Here is an 18,236-nt window from a genome sequence, read left to right on the forward strand (position 1 = left end):
TTTTAATCGGAAAAAGGAAAATCAACCCACCGGGTAAAATTAATTAAAATTAAGTAATAAAAACTGACCGGGGCCCATAAAACTGAATTGGTGATATCAATTTATGCAAATGGGGGTAGGAGAGGAATGGCTGCGATTAAATTTGGCACAGATGGTTGGCGTGCCATAATGGCTAAAGAATTTACTTTTGAAAATGTCAAATATGTCGCGGAGGCCTTGGCCAGATATGTGAAGGGGAGCCGTCTTGCCGGTCGTGGCGTGGTCATCGGTTATGACAACCGGTTTTTGTCGGAACATTTTGCCCAGGCTGTGGCCGAGGTTTTCTGTGGACATGAAATCAAGATATTTATGAACAACCGGTCCATGCCCACACCTGTTACTGCTTTTGCTGTCAAGTTAAAAGAAACCGCCGGCGCTGTAATGCTGACGGCCAGCCATAATCCGCCGGAATATAACGGGATCAAATTTATACCTGAATATGCGGGCCCGGCGCTGCCTTACATAACCAATGAAATAGAACGATTATTGCATGAAGCGCTGACAGATGGTAAGGTTGTGGAAACTTCTTTTGAAAAGGCCGTTAATAATGGTTTGGTTGAATACTTTGATCCTTTTCCTGCTTATACGGAACACCTGAAATCAATAATAGATACTAAGGCCATAAAAGAGGCGAATTTAAAAGTCATTGTTGACCCTATGTATGGAGCTGGAATTGACTACCTGGATACTGTGCTCAGGGATGCCGGCTGCCAGGTGGAAACGATACACGGATACAGGGACGCGTTATTTGGCGGCAGTTTACCCGAACCTTCCGATAAAGTGCTGACCCAATTGAAAAAGCTGGTGGTGGAAAGAAGGGCTCACTTGGGTCTGGCTATGGACGGCGACGCCGACAGGTTTGGGGTAATTGATGCCGACGGCGCTTATATCACGGCTAATCAGGTGCTGACCCTTGTTTATTATCACTTGTTGGCAAATAAAAATATCAGGGGGCCGGTAGCCCGTTCAGTGGCCACTACCCATATGTTGGACCGCATTGCGCGCGATTTCGGCATGGACGTAGACGAAACGCCTGTTGGTTTTAAATATATCGGTGAATCTATGATGAAGCGCGGCAGTATTTTAGGTGGTGAAGAAAGCGGAGGGTTAAGCATTGCCGGTCACATTCCCGAGAAAGACGGCATTTTGGCCAATGCCCTGATTGCAGAAATGGTGGCTTGGCACAAAAAACCGGTGCGGGAAATACTCAAGGATATTGAAGACAAATATGGCCGGCTGTTCAGCGAACGAAAAGATATTCGCTGTTCCCAGGAAACAAAAGAACGGGTCCTGGAGTCCCTCAAAGAGCTGGCACCGGCTTCTGTTGCCGGAAAAGCTGTCCATAAAGTTTTAAGCCTTGACGGTAGGAAATTTGTCCTGGAAGACGGTAGTTGGGCTCTTATCAGGGCTTCGGGCACAGAACCCCTTTTCCGGATTTATGTGGAAGCCAATAGCGTCGATGATTTAAAAGCCATACAGGAGGAAATCGTAGAGTTAGTAGGTTTGGGCTAAACCCAAACCTTTATTTATGCCAGCTTTGCAGGATTCTGCCAATTATTGTCGAAAAAAGAGGAAAGGGGGGCGCAAAAATGGTGGAATTAGCTATCAATGGAAGTAAATCAGACATTAGCAACCTGGACAAGATAGTCAAGGATACCATTTTTTCTATAGAAAACGGCAAAGAACAAATCTTCGCCATTGCGGAAAATGCCCGTATCGAGTACCTGCGCATGAAAACGCATTTGGATGAAGTTAACGACCAGTTAGTAGAACTGGCGAAAGAAATAGAGAAAGTCAGGGAAGACGAAAGAGTAGCCCAATATGAACTAGGTGAAATCGACCGGAATTTTCAACAATATAAAGAAGCGGATATAAAGAGGGCCTACGAGCATGCCAGCAAAATGCAGGCTTATTTAAGCTCTCTTTTGGAACGTGAAAGCCTGTTAAAACAAAAGAAAAAGGACTACGAAGCCAGTTTGGTAAAATTACAGGAAACCGCCAGGAAGGCCGACAACCTGATGTCCCAGGTAGGGGTAGTGATGGACTTTATAGGCGGTAATTTAAAAAACTTGAACTTAAGGCTGGAGAGCTTGCAGCAGAAGCAACAGATGGGTATAGAAATTATCAGGGCCCAGGAAGAAGAAAGAAAACGGGTCGCCAGGGAGATACATGACGGGCCGGCCCAAGCTATGGCCAACCTGGTTTTACGCATGGAATACTGTGAAAAATTAATGGATGTGGCCCCCGAACAGGTACGGGCGGAGTTGGGTCAGATAAAAGAGGCCGTCAAACTGACCTTGCAGGATGTGCGCAAGATAATTTTTGACTTGCGGCCGATGGCTCTGGATGACTTGGGCATTGTGCCGGCCGTAAAAAGGTACCTGGAAGATTATAAGTCAAAATCCCGTATAGAAGTGGATGCCAATTTTTTTGGCCGGGAAGCGCGGTATACCCCAGCGCTGGAAATCGCTATCTTTCGTTTAATACAGGAAGGGCTTAACAATGTGCGCAAACATGCGCGGGCCGGCAGGGTAAACCTGACGATTGATGTAAATGACAAGTTTTTTACCATATGTATAAGGGATAATGGGGTAGGGTTTGATTTAGAACAGGTAATGATGAATAACAAAGGGAATAAGTTTGGCCTTATCAATATGCGGGAACGGGTTGCGCTGCTTGGGGGAGAGATGAAGATAACCACGGCCCCGAAGCAGGGAACCGAGTTATATTTCAAAATTCCGGTGGCCGGACAGGAGGTACAGGCGGTTGGGGAAAATTAAGGTTCTCATTGCTGATGACCACCCGTTAATAAGGGAAGGGCTAATTAAAGTATTGGCTCTGGATAAGGAGATCTGCGTTGCCGGCGAAGCAGCCGACGGCAATGAGGTTTTGGATAAGGTAAACCGGTTAAAACCAGATGTCGTGCTGCTTGATTTAAACATGCCCAAATTTAGCGGCGTGGAAGCGGCAAAAATTTTGTTGAAAAACAACCCTGAAATAAAGGTTATTGCTTTGACCGTGGATGACTGTGAACAAAGGATACTTGAACTGATTAAAATAGGCGTTTCAGGGTATTTGCTGAAAGATGTCAGTGTTGACGCATTGATATCAACTATAAAGGCTGTTTATGCGGGAGAGACGGTTATTGCCCCAAGGATTACCCAAATGTTGCTGCGGGAGGTAAACAATCCGGCCGGTGGAGGCCCGGCGTCCGGTGGTTTGGCGGAATTGACGGCCAGGGAACGGGAAATCATCAGGCTGATCGCTGAGGGAAAAAATAACAGGGAAATAGCCGCAGAGCTTTTTATCAGTGAAAAGACTGTGAAAAACCATATCAGCAGCATATTCCGAAAAATCAAAGTGCACGACCGGACTCAGGCAGCCCTTTATGCCATAAAGACTGACCTGTAGGATTTATAATTGTCCTCTGTAACGCCCGGGGTTCTCCCCCTCATATTATAAAAAAAGAACCGGGGGGTGGGCGGAGATGTGGACAGTTCTGGCAGCATGTATGACAAGTTTGGTTATAATCGCTGTTTTGGTAATGGGGATGACAAAACGGTTTCACAATAGCAGCCAGCCACGCCATGGTTTTGGCCCCAAATTCAGTCTAGTTTTATTTTTGCAAAATAATGAAGAAAACCTGGAGTGGTTGGTAAGAAGGCTGATGATGCTGAGGTATGGCAATTACGAAGACTTTGAAATATTATTATTTGACATGGGGTCAGAAGACAGAACACCGCAAATTGCTGCTTTGCTGGCCAGGGACTATCCCACCATCAAACTGCTGGTTTCAACCAGGAAGATGATGGGGCTGTATGAGGAAATATGGCGGGCGGCTTCCGGCCGGGTAGTCCTTTTGGAGGAAGTGGGCGATATACATAGATGTAATCAGATTATGGGTAGGATAAAACATTATCTAAAAAGAAAACGGGTCAGGTCCTGGGACAAAAGTCCTAAAAAAATTGAGACTACAGTAGAATACAAGAAAACCAGGCAGAATGATACAATATAATTAGCTAAGAAGCGAAGAAGGAATTTTGTTCGGACAACCTAAAAGAAGATTTTATTCCGAAGTAGTGGAAAACCACGATAAAGGCTAAGCCGTCGAAAGACGGTGGCGCAAAGCCATGGGTCTAAAGCTTATTGCTATGATCGCCAGGCTGCCGAAGGGGAGTGATAGAAGGAAAGCCTTTCTCTACCAAAAGCAGTTTGGAGAGAAAGGCTGTTTTTTTGCCCGACTTTCCTGGTTACAAAATATGGCAAGGGGGTGAGCGTATGTTAACGATGATTAAAAAATTATGGAAAGAAGAAAGTGGACAAGGTATGACGGAGTATGGCCTTATTTTAGCATTAATTGTAATTGCGGTAATTGCTATTATGGCTACAATGGGCGGTAACCTGAAAAACAAGTTTACTACTGTCAGCGATGAACTGGCCAAAGACCGAACTAATTAAAATTTACGTAAATAATTGACAGGCGGTGGGGAATCCACTGCCTTCGCTCCCTTAAGCAGGTTAAAATTTGTAAAGCTGGAAACGGCTTCTGGAGAAGGCATAACCGTTGAAAAACGCAATAATTGGTATAATGCACTTCAAACAAGCCCTACTTTTTAAGTAGGGTTTGTTAATAGAAGGGTGAAAAATTTATGACTTTGGCAACTTATCTGTTGGATGCTGTAACAGTGGGTGTAGTCTTAATTTCCGTCTACACCGATTTAAAGGAGCGGAAGATATATAACAAGGTAATTGCCACAGGGATTGTGGCGGGGCTAATGCTACATGCCTTAACTTCGGGAACTGCAGGGATTATTTTCAGCCTGAAAGGGCTGGGAGCAGGGTTAGGGCTGCTCTTTGTTCCCTTTGCTCTGGGTGGTTTTGGGGCAGGAGACGTGAAACTGATGGGCGCTGTTGGCGCTTTAAAAGGGCCCTATTTTGCATTTAATGCTTTTCTGGCTACCGGAATTACCGGCGGAATTTTTGCTATTGCCGTTCTGATAAAACAAAAACGCCTGCTGTCAACCCTTAAAAGAATAGCGCTGACATTTCTAGTTTTTATTGGCAGCCGTTTTAGAATTAATACCTTAAAAAGTCTGGATAAAGCGGAGTATCATGAGTCCTTGCCGTATGGTTTGGCAATAGGTCTAGGTACTTTTGTGGCCTATCTGATGAGGTGACGGTTAATATGACATGGTTTAGGAAATTTGGGCGAACTGGAAACGGACAGGCTTTGGTAGAAATGGCCCTGGTTCTGCCCGTTTTGATTTTAATTATTTTTGGTATTGTTGAGTTTGGCCGTATTATGAACACCTATTTGATTGTTACCAACGCGGCCAGGGAAGGGGCGCGCCACGGAGTAGTAGGCGGAACCGATGCCGATATCAGAGATGCGGTGATTAACAACGCCTATACTTTAGATCCTGCCAAAATAACTGTCACCATCAGTCCTGCCGGAAGCAGAACCAGGGGTACCCCCTTGACGGTACAGGTTTCGTATAGCCTGGACATAATCGCGCCTCTTATCGGGGTCATCACCGGAAACCCATATATAGTTACCGCCTCAACTACGATGCGGGTAGAATGACGGGGAACGGTATATACCGGTTACCAATCGGAGGTGGTATTAATGAAACACCTTATTTCCAGGCTTCTAAAAAAGGAAGAGGGTAGCGTTATTGTCATTGTAGCCATAGCCTTTACCGTATTTTTGGGTTTTGTTGCCATTGTTACTGATATAGGTTTGCTTTACGTTAAGCAAAATAAAGTTGCGCATGCCGTGGATGCGGCGGCGTTGGCCGGAGCCCAGGAGCTGCCTGATAATCCGGCCAACGCCGTGGCGATTGCCAAAAGCTATGCTCAGTTAAACGGTCTTGACCCCCTTCAGGTCACAGCCACCGTTGCGCCGGATAACAAGAGTATTACAGTTACATCAAATGAAAAGGTTGACCTGGTTTTGGCCAGACTATTTGGCAGAAATTTCAGTACCGTTAGCGCTTCAGCTAAAGCGAGAGTGGCGCCGGCCAGAACGTTGACCGGAGCAGTACCTTTCAGCGTACTGAAGCAGGAACTTCATTACGGAGAAGAATATGTGCTCAAAGAAGGTTCCGGTGGTGTAAGCAATGACGGAGGACGTTGGCATGGCTGGTTTGGGGCTCTGGATTACACCGGTGGAGGAGGCGGCGCCAGTGAATACCGGGAGACGATAAAGAACGGTTATGCCGGATCTGTTTCCATCGGCGATGTGATTGACATCAAAAGTGGCAATATGTCAGGCCCTACATCGGACGGGGTGAATTACCGGATCAATCTGTGCAGGACCAGGCACTCCCCCGAATGCACCTGGGACAGTTATCAACCCGATTGCCCCCGGGTTATCTACGTGCCGGTGGTTGAACAAATCGATTCCAGAAGGGTACGGGTGGTGGGTTTTGCCGCTTTTTTCCTTAAAGGAGTTGAGGGGCAGGGCCATGAAAACAATGTGGTCGGTTATTTTATCAAAGAAGCTATTTCGGCCGACAGTGACGAATCTGCAACAGATTACGGTCTACATGGCATAAAATTAAGCGAGTAAAAGCGGGGGCGAGAAAATGTCCAATAAAAAGATTCTGTTTGTGGCGGTTTTCTTGGCTCTACTTACGACTCTGGCGATGAATTACTACCTGGAGCAGGTAAAGAAAGCTGCTACTAACGTAACGACCAAAAAAGTCGTAGTGGCCAATGTCAATATTCCGGCCAGGACCGTTATTACCGGCGATATGGTCTCTGTCAAAGATGTGCCTGAAGAATTTGTCCATCCCAATGCAGTTTTGGATGAGGAGCAGGTCATCGGGTTTGTTTCAGGCAGTGACATTTCGGCCGGCGAACAGGTATTAAGGGAAAAAATCTTACGGAAAGAAGGCAACCCGGTAAGTTTGTCCTATCAAGTTCCCCTCGGATCCAGAGCTATGTCTGTACCGATTAACGAAGTCACGGGCGTGGGAGGTTTGGTAAGACCGGGTGACCGGGTAGACGTGATAGGGACCATTGAGCTGGAAACCAGTAACCCTGCTTCCAATCAACAAACGGGTCCGACACAGACAACTGTGGCGCACGTTTTACTGCAAAACGTGGAAGTCCTGGCCGTTGGCGGTAATTTTACGCCTGCTACAAATAGGGCAGTAAACCAGGGTAAAGAGGATGCAAAAAATAACCAATCTGATACCGGAGCGAAAAATGTTACGCTGGCCATACCGGCGGATAAAATGCAGGCCCTGACCCTGATGCTGGATCATGGCAAGGTTACCCTGGCTCTGAGGTCGCCACTGGACCAGAGTAGATATGACCGACCGCCTTTTGATGATACACAGTTTTTGAAAAAATAGAGCCGGTAGCGTGTTTGGCAAAATTCCGGAGGTGGGCCCGATGCCAATTAAAGTACTAATAGCTGACGATGTGGCAGAAACCAGGGAAAATATAAAGCGGCTCCTGCAATTTGAAAAAGAGATAACGGTCGTTGGCGAGGCTGTCGACGGTGAGGATGTCATCAGGCAGACAGGCAAGCTTAATCCCGATATTATTTTGATGGACATTAACATGCCCGGACTTGATGGAATCAAGGCTACGGAGGCAATCTCCCTGAAGTACCCCAAAACAAGTATTATCATTATTTCCGTACAGGGGGAGGTTGAATATGTCAGGCGAGCCATGGCGGCAGGGGCCAGGGAATATATGGTCAAGCCTTTTACCAGCGACGAACTGGCCGGTACTATTAAAAATGTTTATGATTTTGAAATGAAAAGAAAAATCCAGGCCGCTGATCCCTTAAAGCCGATGGATAACAAAGACCCGCAGATTATTACGGTTTTTAGCACCAAAGGCGGCGTGGGTAAAACAACCATTGTTACCAACCTGGCAGTAAGTTTATTTCACGAGACCAGGAAAAAGGTGGTCATCGTTGATTTGGACCTGCAGTTTGGTGACGTGGCGGTAATGATGAATGTAATACCGAAAAGAACGATTACCGAACTTATTCAGGATATCGGGTCTCTGGATGCGGAAACACTGGAAAGTTACCTGGTTCCGCATTCGTCCGGCGTCAGGGTACTGCCGGCGCCCACCCGTCCCGAATATGCCGAGTTGATTACGGCTGCCCATGTGGAAAAAATACTTAACACGTTAAAACAAAAATACGATTATATCATAGTGGATACGCCGCCTTTTTTTCACGAGACGACTTTAACAGCCCTGGATATATGCCAGCAAATACTTCTGATCGTTTCCCTGGATTTGCCGACCATTAAAAATGTCAAGCTGGGTTTGGAAGTTTTAGAATCTCTGCACCACAAAGGCAAAGTAAAGCTCATCTTAAACAGGTCTTCCAACGAGATCGGCATCAAATGCAGTGATATGGAAAGAAGTCTGGGCATGAAGGTTGCTGCCCATATCCCCAGTGATGGAAGAGTTGTAGTAGGGGCAGTGAATAAGGGGGTCCCTTTTGTTATTTCCCAGCCCGGGGCCAAAATCAGCCAAAGTGTAAAAGAACTGGCCCAGATGATTATAAAAAGGTCGGACACCGGGCTGGAAACAAGCGACGAGAGCAAAAAAGGCCTGCTTAGCAGATTATTTGGATAAATGAGAAAAAGATAGTATTTTGGTGGAACAGCGGTGAAAAGATGAGGGGGATTATGCATGTCTTTGCTGAAAAGGCTTGAACAGGAAAAGCAGAACCTGAATGAGGGTCCGGATACTCAGGAACGGGTGTTCAGCCAGCCTGTTGTCAAGGACCCTTATCAGGAGCTGAAGCTGAAGATTCATAAACAGGTTATAGAAGAGCTGGATGATGAGATACTAAAAGGAGACAAGACGGATGTGGAGATTTCCCCGGAGAAACTGAAGAATCAGATTGAAGACCTGGTTAATCCCATTATTGACCGGGAGGCCGGTTTTATTCCCAGGGCAGACAGAGCAAAGATTGTTTCGGAGATAATTGATGAAGTAATCGGATTGGGGCCTATTACGCCGCTGATAAATGACCCCACCGTTTCGGAAATTATGGTGAACGGCCCTCATCAGGTATATGTGGAGAGAAGCGGTAAGCTGCAATTAACGGATATTTCCTTTCGGGATAATGAGCACGTCATGCATATTATAGAAAAAATTGTGGCGCCTCTGGGCCGGCGCATAGATGAAAGTTCGCCAATGGTTGACGCGCGGTTGCCCGATGGGTCACGGGTAAACGCCATAATTCCTCCCCTGGCCTTGAAAGGGCCGACTATTACTATCAGGAAATTTTCCAAAGACCCACTGCAAATCGACGACCTGATCAGGTTCGGCACCCTGACGCCGCAGATGGCTAAATTTTTGGAAGCCTGTGTCAAAGGAAGACTGAATATAGTCGTGTCAGGGGGAACCGGTTCCGGTAAAACCACCACTTTAAATGTTCTTTCGTCGTTTATACCAAATGATGAACGCATTATTACCTGTGAGGATGCTGCGGAACTGCAATTGCGCCAAGAACACGTGGTGACTCTGGAAAGCAGGCCGGCCAATATCGAGGGCAAGGGCGCCGTGACAATCAGGGATTTGGTCAAAAATTGCCTGCGGATGAGGCCGGACCGAATAGTAGTCGGCGAAGTCCGGAGCGGTGAAGCGCTGGATATGCTGCAGGCTATGAATACGGGCCATGACGGGTCTCTGACGACGGGTCATGCCAACTCGCCGCGGGATATGTTGTCCCGGTTGGAAACCATGGTTTTAATGGCCGGTATGGAATTACCGGTGCGTGCCATCAGGGAACAGATTGCTTCGGCCGTGGACATGATTGTTCAGCAAAACCGGTTGAAAGACGGGTCGAGGAAAATTACCCATATCACTGAAGTGCTCGGTTTAGAAGGGGATACGATAGTTTTGCAGGATATTTTTGTCTTTGAGCAAAAAGGCGTTGATGACAGAGGAAGGATTATCGGTCAGTTCAGGCCGACGGGCATAAGGCCAAAATTCCTGAGTAAATTGGAGGCGGCAGGAATAATACTGCCCGAAGATACTTTTGCGGTGCCCATAAGCTAAGCGGGGTGATGAAATGCAATCCCTGGTTTTGCTCCTTATTTTCGGGACTGTTTTTGTCTTCAGTTATTTTGTGCTGATGGCTGTAACGGCCCGGCGCAGAATGCTGATTGCCCGTATGGAACAGTACACCAAACGCATCTATGAAGCGGATAACAGGGCCAGGAAACCAAAAGAGAGCATTAATTTGAAAAAGTTGTTTCAAAAGTCCAGTAAAATCTTCGCTGCCAGGAGTTTTGCCAAAACCATGGAAGCGGAACTGATTAAGGCGGATATTCCCCTGCGGGGTGAGGAATTTGTTCTGATAAACGTGCTTTGTGTGCTGGGGATGGGGATCCTGGCCTTTATATTTACGGGCAACTTTGTTTTGGGCTGGGTTGGGGCAAGTGCCGGATTTATAGTGCCCAAATATGTTGTGAAGGCAGCCAAACAAAAAAGAGTGGCCCGGTTCAATGCCCAGATCGGCGATGCGCTGATAATTATGGCTAATTCATTGCGAGCCGGTTTCAGTTTTTTGCAGGCCATGGAACTGGTGAGCAAGGAAATGCCCGCCCCGATTTCCGTTGAATTTGCCCGGGCTTTACGGGAAATGAATTTGGGTACCGCAACGGAAGAGGCCCTGCAAAACCTCTGTAACCGTGTAGAAAGCGAGGACCTGGACCTGGTTATCACGGCAGTATTGATTCAGCGCCAGGTGGGCGGCAACCTGTCCCAGATATTGGAGGGCATATCCCATACCATCAGAGAGCGGGTGCGTATCAAAGGGGAAATAAAAACCCTGACAGCCCAGGGCCGCATATCGGGCATGATAGTTGGGGCCTTACCTGTTGGGATGGGGTTGATTCTTGCCGCCATAAATCCCGGATACATAGGTATCCTGTTCAGTGATTCGCTGGGTCTTGTCCTGATTGTCGCCGGTGTTATATTGCAACTTATTGGGGTAGCTCTGATCAAGAAAATTGTCGATATTAAAGTTTGACTGGAGTGGTAACGGTGTTGTACCTTGTTTTGGGGCTTACTTTTGTAACGGTGCTCTTTTTGGTCCAGGGCATTTATTATACTGTGTACCGCGATAAAATCATTGTCGCCCAACGCATAGAAGAAATCATTTCCATGAATGAGAAGCAGCAGATAGAGGATGAACTGGACAGACCCTTTTTTGAGCGGGTAGTCAGGCCTGTGCTGGAGAGAATTGCTTTGTCCTTGGGCAAAGCCATACCGGCCAAGAAACGAATTTCCCTGCAGCGAAAATTACTGGCTGCCGGCAATCCCTTGGATCTTTCACCCAATGAATTTATGGTCATTCAATATGCGCTGACCCTTTTTCTCCCGGTTATCGGTATAGTTGTTGTCCTGCCGTTGGGCTGGAGCCCGGCCGGTATGGTAGCAGTAGTGGCATTAGGTGGAACCATCGGTTTTTTGCTGCCCGAGTACTATTTAAAAGCAAAGTCGGCGGCCAGACAGGAGGAAATTCAGGATACGCTCCCGGATGTGCTCGATTTGTTGACGGTTAGCGTGGAAGCCGGTCTGGGCTTTGATGCGGCAATGGTAAAGGTGGTGGAAAAAATAAAAGGGGTTTTATCCCAGGAATGCGCCAGGATGCTGCAGGAAGTTAAAATGGGTAAGCCGAGGAGAGATGCGCTGAAGGATTTGGGTGTCAGAACGGGTGTGGAAGATGTCCAGTCTTTTGTCGGAGCTGTTATTCAGGCAGACCAGTTAGGGGTGAGCATAGGCAATGTTTTGCGGGTGCAATCGGAGCAAATGCGCCAGAAAAGACGCCAGAGGGCAGAGCAAAAGGCGATGAAAGCCCCTGTTAAAATGCTTATTCCCCTGATAATCTTTATTTTTCCCACGATTTTTATTGTCGTTCTTGGTCCGGCGGCAATCCAGGTTTTGAAAACATTCTGATATCCGACAGCCAGGCGCAGTGGAGGGGTGGCCTTTGTATATAGTAAATACCAGCGCAGGCATGGTTTTAGCCAATAAGGTGAAAGTGGCTGACAAATGGCTTACAAGGCTTATAGGCCTCTTAAACAGAAAAAACTTTTTTGCAGGAGAAGCTTTGTTAATCAAGCCCTGCAAAGGCGTACATACTTGTTTTATGAGATTTTCCATTGATGTGCTGTTTCTGGATATGAACAACGCCATTATAGGCATATACAAAAATTTGCCCCCTTTCCGGTGTACTAAAGTTTTTTCCCGGGCGTTCCAGGTCATTGAACTGCCGGCGGGAACAGTGGAGAAAACAGGAACCAAACTGGGAGATAACATAACCATAGAATCACATTAGGGACAGCAAAAAGTTCATCGATGTTTTATTCCTAAATTATAACCGTATTTGGGCTAACAACCTTTGCGGTTTATTTTTTTTATCTCAATACACTCTGTGGTAATTTTTGCTTCACCATACAGTGGCACTTACAACTATGGAGCAATGTTTGTTTCACCGTTACTTTCTTTGATATCATTTTGTCTTTTTGTGGAATTTGTGAAGGGAATACCTTGCTAATTGTCGAATAATGCCTTGGGGGGGGGGTGAAGAGCTTGGCCAGAGCCAGAACCGGTTTCATGCATAGTTTATATGTCTGGCTGGTAATATTTCTGGGCTGCGGACTGCTTGTTTCCATGTTGCGGCTACAGCCCGTTGATATTGATTTTTTGCGTGAATACCTTGTGTTTCTGGTTTTGGGTGTATTGGCCGAATGGTTTGTGGTAGCGCTGCCCCAGGGCAGTCTTTCAGTGGGGTTTGCAGTAGTATTAACCTCCTTTTTGCTTTTTGATACGAGCGCAACGGTATTGATCAGTGTTTTAAGCGCTCTGCTGGGTAATTTGGTAATTTCCAAAGACGGTTCGTTCCGTACAACTTTATTTAACGGTGCTCAATATACCATTTCTGCTGTCGGCGCCGCTTATGCATATTATTACGTTGGAGGCCTGACTTCGGATAAGATTTCGCTTCCCAATATCCTGCCTTTATTGGTATTTGTTTTAAGCTATTTTGTGATAAATCACCTGTTGGTGAACATATTTCTTTGGCCTTCCTGCCGCCATTATACCTGGTCGATGTGGGGGGCTGCTCTTAAGTGGGATATATATACTTATTTATTTTCCACACCGGTGGGTATCTTAATGTTTCTCATCTATAACAAAACCGGCCTGCTCGGAGCGGCTTTGCTGTTTATACCTGTCCTGACCTTGAAGTACCTGTTGAGGTTGTATATAAACCTGGAAATGGCCAATCGGGAGCTGTCGGTGCTTTACGGGGTAGCCCAAAGTTTAGGCGCCAGCCTCGATATGGCCGAGACGTTGGGGTTAATTTTGACGGAAAGCCGGAAAGTTATATCCTACCATACAGGGATCATTTATTTGTGGCATGAGGAGGAACAACTCCTGATTCCTTCAGCCATAAGAAGTCCCTATGCAGATAAACTTAAGAAAATATCCTTCTCTTTGGATGAAGGGATTGTTGGTATGGTAGCTAAAACAGGGCAGCCGGAAATAGTATACGATACCAAGAAAGACCGGCGCCTCAGGTCTATGCCCGGTATTACCCAGTTTCTCAGGTCATTACTGGTCGTTCCCCTCATGGTTGAAAAAAAGATTATCGGGGTTGTAACCATTGGCAAGAAAGAACCCTATGCGTACGGGCCCAAGCATATGCAGATTCTTACCATACTAGGCGGCCAGGCAGCGGTAGCCATGGCTAACGCTCTGCTTTATAAAAAGATTGAGAAATTGGCTATTACCGATGGCTTGACCAAGGTTTACAATCACCGCTATTTTTATAAAAAATTCGAGGAAGAGTATCAGCGGTCTCAAAGGTATGGCTGTAAATTTTCCGTCATTATGATTGATATAGATTACTTTAAACGGTTTAATGACGAATTTGGCCACAAGGCGGGAGATACGGCTTTGTTTACCGTGGCCAAGATTATAAAGAAAAATACGCGGAACATTGACACAGTAGCCAGATACGGGGGTGAAGAGTTTGCCATACTTCTTCCCGAGACTGATTCGGGCGATGCAAAAACAGTAGCGGAGCGAATAAGAAAGGCTATCAGCGAGACTGTTTTCAGGATTGCAGATGATAAACCTCCGGTGGGTGTAACAGTGAGTATAGGGGTTTCCTCCTATCCTGCGGATACAAAAGACCCGCAACAGGTAGTCGAATTAGCTGACCAGGCCCTCTATTATTCCAAGGAACATGGGAAGAACCGGGTTACTGTTTGGTCCCAAATGAACCTTACGCCAGTCGAGAAGGAAACTTGACGCTCTAATGGGTGAATATGACAAAGTAACCATTTTTCTTGCAGGAGAATTTTGCTGCGCATAGAATATCTAAATATAATTTCCAAAAATTATACCTAAATTTTAAACCCGTATACCTGAAAGAGGTAATAATATGATAGGTGACAGCAATACCAATCGTAACTTGTGGATAATCACCGGACTGGCCAGTATCCCTTTTGCCATACTGGCTTTTGTGGACCCGGCCAAAGTCAAGTTTCCGCACATATATATACTGTTTGTCAGCGCCTGCCTATTTAACGGGCTGGTTGTTCCATTTGTTCTTTTTAAAAACGAACCTGACTGGATTCAAAAGACCCTGGCTTTGGGTGTAAACATGATTTTCGCCACTCTGTGGATTGATTATACCGGAGGGACTTCCAGTATTTTTTACCCCAATTTTTATCTGCTGCCCATTATTGCCGCTACGATGTACTGCGGTTTTATCGACAGTTTTCTCACCGCTTTTTTTGCCGGCTTGTTAAGTCTATGGTTTCAATACAACGAATTGGGCTTAAACCTGGCTATTATCGGGGAAACATCCATACTGGTGAACATTATCTTTTTCTTTCTCCTGTCTTCCATATTGGGTTACCTGATTAAGATTGGCAGGGAACAGCAGGCCAGTACCATGAAAATCACCTCTGAACTGGAAACAGCCTATCACCAGTTATCTGCATCCCATGAGCAACTGCAGAGTTATACGGAAATAATAGAAAAAATGAACAAGGAAATGGAACAGTTGGCCATAACTGATGAACTGACGGGGTTGTATAACTACCGCTATTTTCAGATAGCGCTGGATAAAGAGCTGAAGAAGAACAAGTTTTCGGTGATTTCCCTTTTTATGCTGGACATTGACAATTTTAAGCTTTTCAATGACAGGCACGGCCATTTAATGGGCAACCGTATGCTGGCGGAAATTGCCCGGGTAATAAAGGAAAATGTGCGCGGTGTTGATACGGCGGTAAGATACGGTGGCGAAGAGTTTGCTGTCATTTTTCCCGGCATGGATAGCAATGAAGTGGCCCAGTTAGCGGAACGGATCAGGAAAATAGTGGAAAACACCTATATTAAAACAGGCGCGGGCGAACCGGTATCAGTCACAGTAAGTATCGGGGTAGCCAGCTACCCCAGGGATGCCCAGACAAAGAGTGAACTTATCAGCCATGCTGATTTAGCGCTTTACGATGCCAAGCAGGCAGGGCGAAACCAAGTATGCACATTTAAGAAGAAGCCAGCGTTGGAGAGCTAAACAAGCTCTCTTTTTTTACCGGGCAATGCCTGCGTTATACGCCCGTAAGATTTTTCAAGGAGGCAGGCGATGCAGTACACGTTATATTATGCTTGTAATGCAGACGCTTATCAAATCAAATATTCACCGGACATAAGTTTCGACGCCTGTTATCTGGCAACTGACGGCTACCATGTATTTCCCCTGGCTAAGCCTCTGCCTTTGGGAATAGTTCATGCCATTCAGACCAGGTTAACCAAAAATGGTGCCAATAAAATAACGGGCTGGGCAAAAGGTCTTTGGCAAAAAATTGTGGCCGTTGATAAAGGGCTTGATTATAACCGGGCCAAAAGGCTGACGGACAAAATATTAACCCGTATGCGCTTACAGGAACACCGGCTGAATGCTGGGACGGAACCGGTGCCGGTTTGGAGCGGGCGGTGGCCGGTGTGGGACAGTCAGGCACTGGAAATATTACTAAAAACAATAACCGGCAGAATATTGCAGAAGGCGGAAATTGAAAGAAGCCTGGCTGAAAACGGTATCAATAATTTTACGGGCCTGGATTTGAGCTTGCATTATTTGTATCTGCAGGGGAAAATAGATATTTTGCCGGGGGTAGGTTATACCGGTCCAGGAGAATTGCAGTGCTTTCGCTGTGGCAGCAAAACAGGGGTAGTCCCTGCGGCATGTGCCCGCTGCAATCAGGCGTGTTATTATTGTGAGGACTGCATTATGCTGGGCGCTGCCCGTTTCTGTGAGCCTTTATACAGAGGCGGGGTAGAGCAGACAATACCTGAGACTTATGCAGCCGAGCCGGTGTTACGGTGCAGGGGGTTGTCCGCAGCCCAGGAGATGGCGGCTGCCAGGCTGGAAGACTTTGTAAAGGATAAATTCCGCCAAATATGTTTGGTGGAGGCTGTTTGCGGCGCCGGAAAAACGGAAGTGGCTTTCCGGGGTATAGCCCAGGCGCTGAAAGAGGAGGCCCGGGTTCTTTATGCCGCTCCCCGGCGGGATGTTATTACCGAGCTCTACCCGAGGTTTGTGGAGGCTTTTCCCGGAGTGACCATTACTGCCCTGTACGGGGGCAGCCCGACCAAATATGGGGAAGCGGCCATAACCCTGGCTACTACCCATCAGCTTATGAGATTTGCCGGTAAATTCGACATAGTATTTCTGGATGAAGCCGATGCCTACCCTTATAGAGAAAATTCTGTTCTACGGGGCGTTTTGCAGAGGGCCTTGAAAGAAGGCAGCAAAATAATATATATTACCGCTACCCCTGACCCCTTTCTCTACCGGCAGGTCAGGGACCGGCACGCCACAAAAATTTTGCTTCCAGCCCGGTACCATGGCTATCGTCTGCCTGTCCCCGAGATTTTAAAGTCCTACATTATAAGAAATGGGCAGATGGACCCTGTCCTTGTGGACTGGCTTTTTGAACGGGGAATCAGGAGACAGGCCAAAGTATTTATTTTCGTTCCCCATGTCTCAGATACGCTGGTGGTTTATGACATATTAAGGCAGTATTTTGCTGATGACAAATGTGCCTGCGCAGTCCATGCTGCAGACCCTGAAAGGGACCGGAAAAAACTCGCCTTTCAAAAAGGCCCAGTTCCTTTCCTGGTAACTACAACAATTATGGAGCGGGGAATTACCGTGCCCAACGCGCATGTGCTCGTGCTCTGGGCTGATAACAAGCGCATTTTTACAGAGGGCACTTTGATTCAAATGGCCGGACGGACCGGGCGAACGGTAGATTACCCTGCCGGGGATGTTCTTTATGCCGCTGCCACCGTCTCAGAACCTATGGAGGCAGCGATTAAAAAAATTATCGGGACCAATAGTCTGGCCGGACAGAGGGGGCTGCTAAGGTGATATCGTTTTTGGCCTGTCTGAGAGACCTGTTGCTCCCGCCTTTGCCTAGGTGCCCGCTTTGTGGCGCTGAATATGAAGGGGATTGCTGTAGCCGGTGTCTGGAAGAATTAACGGAGAACCAGATGTTGTCGTGTAGAGTTTGCGGACGATTTTTCAGCAAATCTCCGGATGAAGAGCGGGTTTGTCACGCATGCCGCAACAAAGCCCCGGCCTACAGCTTTGCTAAAGCGGCCGGTATTTACGACGGCCGGCTGCGGGAAGCCATTCATTTGCTGAAATACACCGGTAAGCAATCACTGGCCGACCTTTTGGCCAGGTTATTAATTGAACAGATGATAAAAGACGAAAGGTTCCTTGATACCGATGTTGTTATCCCCGTGCCGCTGCATAAAGAAAGGCTTTTGGCAAGGACTTTTAACCAGGCGGAATTGCTGGCGCGCAGAGTTGCGAAGGAATTAATGTTGCCTTTTGACGGAACAAGCCTGACCAGGGTAAAACATACGCCTACGCAAACGAAGCTGTCTGCAGAAGAACGAAGGAGGAATCTGGTGGATTCCTTTGCGGTAGTTGCCGATGCAAATTTGAAAGGAAAAAATGTTTTGTTAATAGATGATGTTTTGACTACAGGAAGCACTGTGGAGGAATGTACGCGCACTTTAATAATGGCGGGGGCGCATAGGGTTTGCGTTCTTACCCTGGCTACCGGTTGTATTGGCGGCCAGAGAAAAAACAGTAATTTTGTATTAGTTTGATGCAA

At 46.7% G+C, this 18,236-nt stretch carries 18 protein-coding genes and 1 riboswitch; all 18 genes read left to right on the forward strand.

Annotated elements, in window-relative coordinates:
- Positions 1-126 precede the first annotated feature (126 nt).
- Positions 127-1,551 (forward strand): phosphoglucomutase/phosphomannomutase family protein, encoded by a 1,425-nt coding sequence (locus tag Tfer_RS05840; RefSeq protein ID WP_052217291.1) that lies wholly within the window; start codon positions 127-129, stop codon positions 1,549-1,551.
- A 77-nt stretch (positions 1,552-1,628) separates the two neighbouring features.
- Positions 1,629-2,819 (forward strand): sensor histidine kinase, encoded by a 1,191-nt coding sequence (locus Tfer_RS05845; RefSeq protein WP_052217292.1) that lies wholly within the window; start codon positions 1,629-1,631, stop codon positions 2,817-2,819.
- Complete coding sequence (locus Tfer_RS05850) at positions 2,806-3,450, forward strand: response regulator (RefSeq protein ID WP_052217293.1); 645 nt, start codon at positions 2,806-2,808, stop codon at positions 3,448-3,450. The genes Tfer_RS05845 and Tfer_RS05850 overlap by 14 nt, the downstream gene beginning before the upstream one ends.
- A 76-nt stretch (positions 3,451-3,526) precedes the next feature.
- A complete protein-coding gene (locus Tfer_RS05855; RefSeq protein WP_052217294.1) occupies positions 3,527-4,054 on the forward strand; it encodes a glycosyltransferase in 528 nt (175 codons plus the stop codon).
- A gap of 72 nt (positions 4,055-4,126) precedes the next feature.
- Positions 4,127-4,210: riboswitch (cyclic di-GMP riboswitch) on the forward strand.
- A gap of 107 nt (positions 4,211-4,317) precedes the next feature.
- On the forward strand, positions 4,318-4,497 hold the full coding sequence (locus Tfer_RS05860; RefSeq protein ID WP_052217295.1) for a Flp family type IVb pilin: 180 nt from the start codon (positions 4,318-4,320) through the stop codon (positions 4,495-4,497).
- 191 nt (positions 4,498-4,688) lie between these two features.
- The gene (locus Tfer_RS05865) at positions 4,689-5,216 is read left to right on the forward strand and encodes an A24 family peptidase (RefSeq protein WP_052217296.1); all 528 of its coding nucleotides are present in this window, start codon (positions 4,689-4,691) and stop codon (positions 5,214-5,216) included.
- A gap of 8 nt (positions 5,217-5,224) precedes the next feature.
- Positions 5,225-5,623, forward strand: a complete 399-nt coding sequence (locus Tfer_RS05870; RefSeq protein ID WP_052217297.1) for a TadE/TadG family type IV pilus assembly protein — start codon at positions 5,225-5,227, stop codon at positions 5,621-5,623.
- A gap of 42 nt (positions 5,624-5,665) precedes the next feature.
- Positions 5,666-6,610 carry a pilus assembly protein TadG-related protein gene (locus tag Tfer_RS05875; protein ID WP_052217298.1) on the forward strand — a complete coding sequence of 315 codons (945 nt, stop codon included), beginning with the start codon at positions 5,666-5,668 and terminating at the stop codon, positions 6,608-6,610.
- A gap of 16 nt (positions 6,611-6,626) precedes the next feature.
- Entirely contained in the window at positions 6,627-7,400 is a 774-nt protein-coding gene (gene cpaB / locus Tfer_RS05880; RefSeq protein WP_052217299.1) for a Flp pilus assembly protein CpaB, read from the forward strand.
- 40 nt (positions 7,401-7,440) lie between these two features.
- Positions 7,441-8,649 carry a CpaE/TadZ family protein gene (locus Tfer_RS05885; RefSeq protein WP_052217300.1) on the forward strand — a complete coding sequence of 403 codons (1,209 nt, stop codon included), beginning with the start codon at positions 7,441-7,443 and terminating at the stop codon, positions 8,647-8,649.
- 57 nt (positions 8,650-8,706) lie between these two features.
- A complete protein-coding gene (locus tag Tfer_RS05890) occupies positions 8,707-10,083 on the forward strand; it encodes a TadA family conjugal transfer-associated ATPase (protein WP_052217301.1) in 1,377 nt (458 codons plus the stop codon).
- Between the two features lie 13 nt (positions 10,084-10,096).
- On the forward strand, positions 10,097-11,059 hold the full coding sequence (locus Tfer_RS05895) for a type II secretion system F family protein (protein ID WP_052217302.1): 963 nt from the start codon (positions 10,097-10,099) through the stop codon (positions 11,057-11,059).
- A 14-nt stretch (positions 11,060-11,073) separates the two neighbouring features.
- Entirely contained in the window at positions 11,074-11,988 is a 915-nt protein-coding gene (locus Tfer_RS05900) for a type II secretion system F family protein (RefSeq protein WP_052217303.1), read from the forward strand.
- Positions 11,989-12,022: 34 nt separating this feature from the next.
- Positions 12,023-12,370, forward strand: coding sequence for a DUF192 domain-containing protein (locus Tfer_RS05905; protein WP_052217304.1), 348 nt, complete (start codon positions 12,023-12,025; stop codon positions 12,368-12,370).
- Between the two features lie 254 nt (positions 12,371-12,624).
- Positions 12,625-14,349: a sensor domain-containing diguanylate cyclase gene (locus Tfer_RS05910; RefSeq protein WP_052217305.1), complete on the forward strand. Its 1,725-nt coding sequence runs from the start codon at positions 12,625-12,627 to the stop codon at positions 14,347-14,349.
- Positions 14,350-14,482: 133 nt separating this feature from the next.
- The gene (locus tag Tfer_RS05915; RefSeq protein WP_052217306.1) at positions 14,483-15,622 is read left to right on the forward strand and encodes a GGDEF domain-containing protein; all 1,140 of its coding nucleotides are present in this window, start codon (positions 14,483-14,485) and stop codon (positions 15,620-15,622) included.
- A gap of 69 nt (positions 15,623-15,691) precedes the next feature.
- Positions 15,692-17,479, forward strand: a complete 1,788-nt coding sequence (locus tag Tfer_RS05920; protein ID WP_052217307.1) for a DEAD/DEAH box helicase — start codon at positions 15,692-15,694, stop codon at positions 17,477-17,479.
- Positions 17,476-18,231 carry a ComF family protein gene (locus Tfer_RS05925; RefSeq protein ID WP_052217308.1) on the forward strand — a complete coding sequence of 252 codons (756 nt, stop codon included), beginning with the start codon at positions 17,476-17,478 and terminating at the stop codon, positions 18,229-18,231. The genes Tfer_RS05920 and Tfer_RS05925 overlap by 4 nt, the downstream gene beginning before the upstream one ends.
- The last annotated feature ends 5 nt before the right edge of the window (positions 18,232-18,236 follow it).

This window comes from Thermincola ferriacetica (genome assembly GCF_001263415.1).
Taxonomy (GTDB): domain Bacteria; phylum Bacillota; class Thermincolia; order Thermincolales; family Thermincolaceae; genus Thermincola; species Thermincola ferriacetica.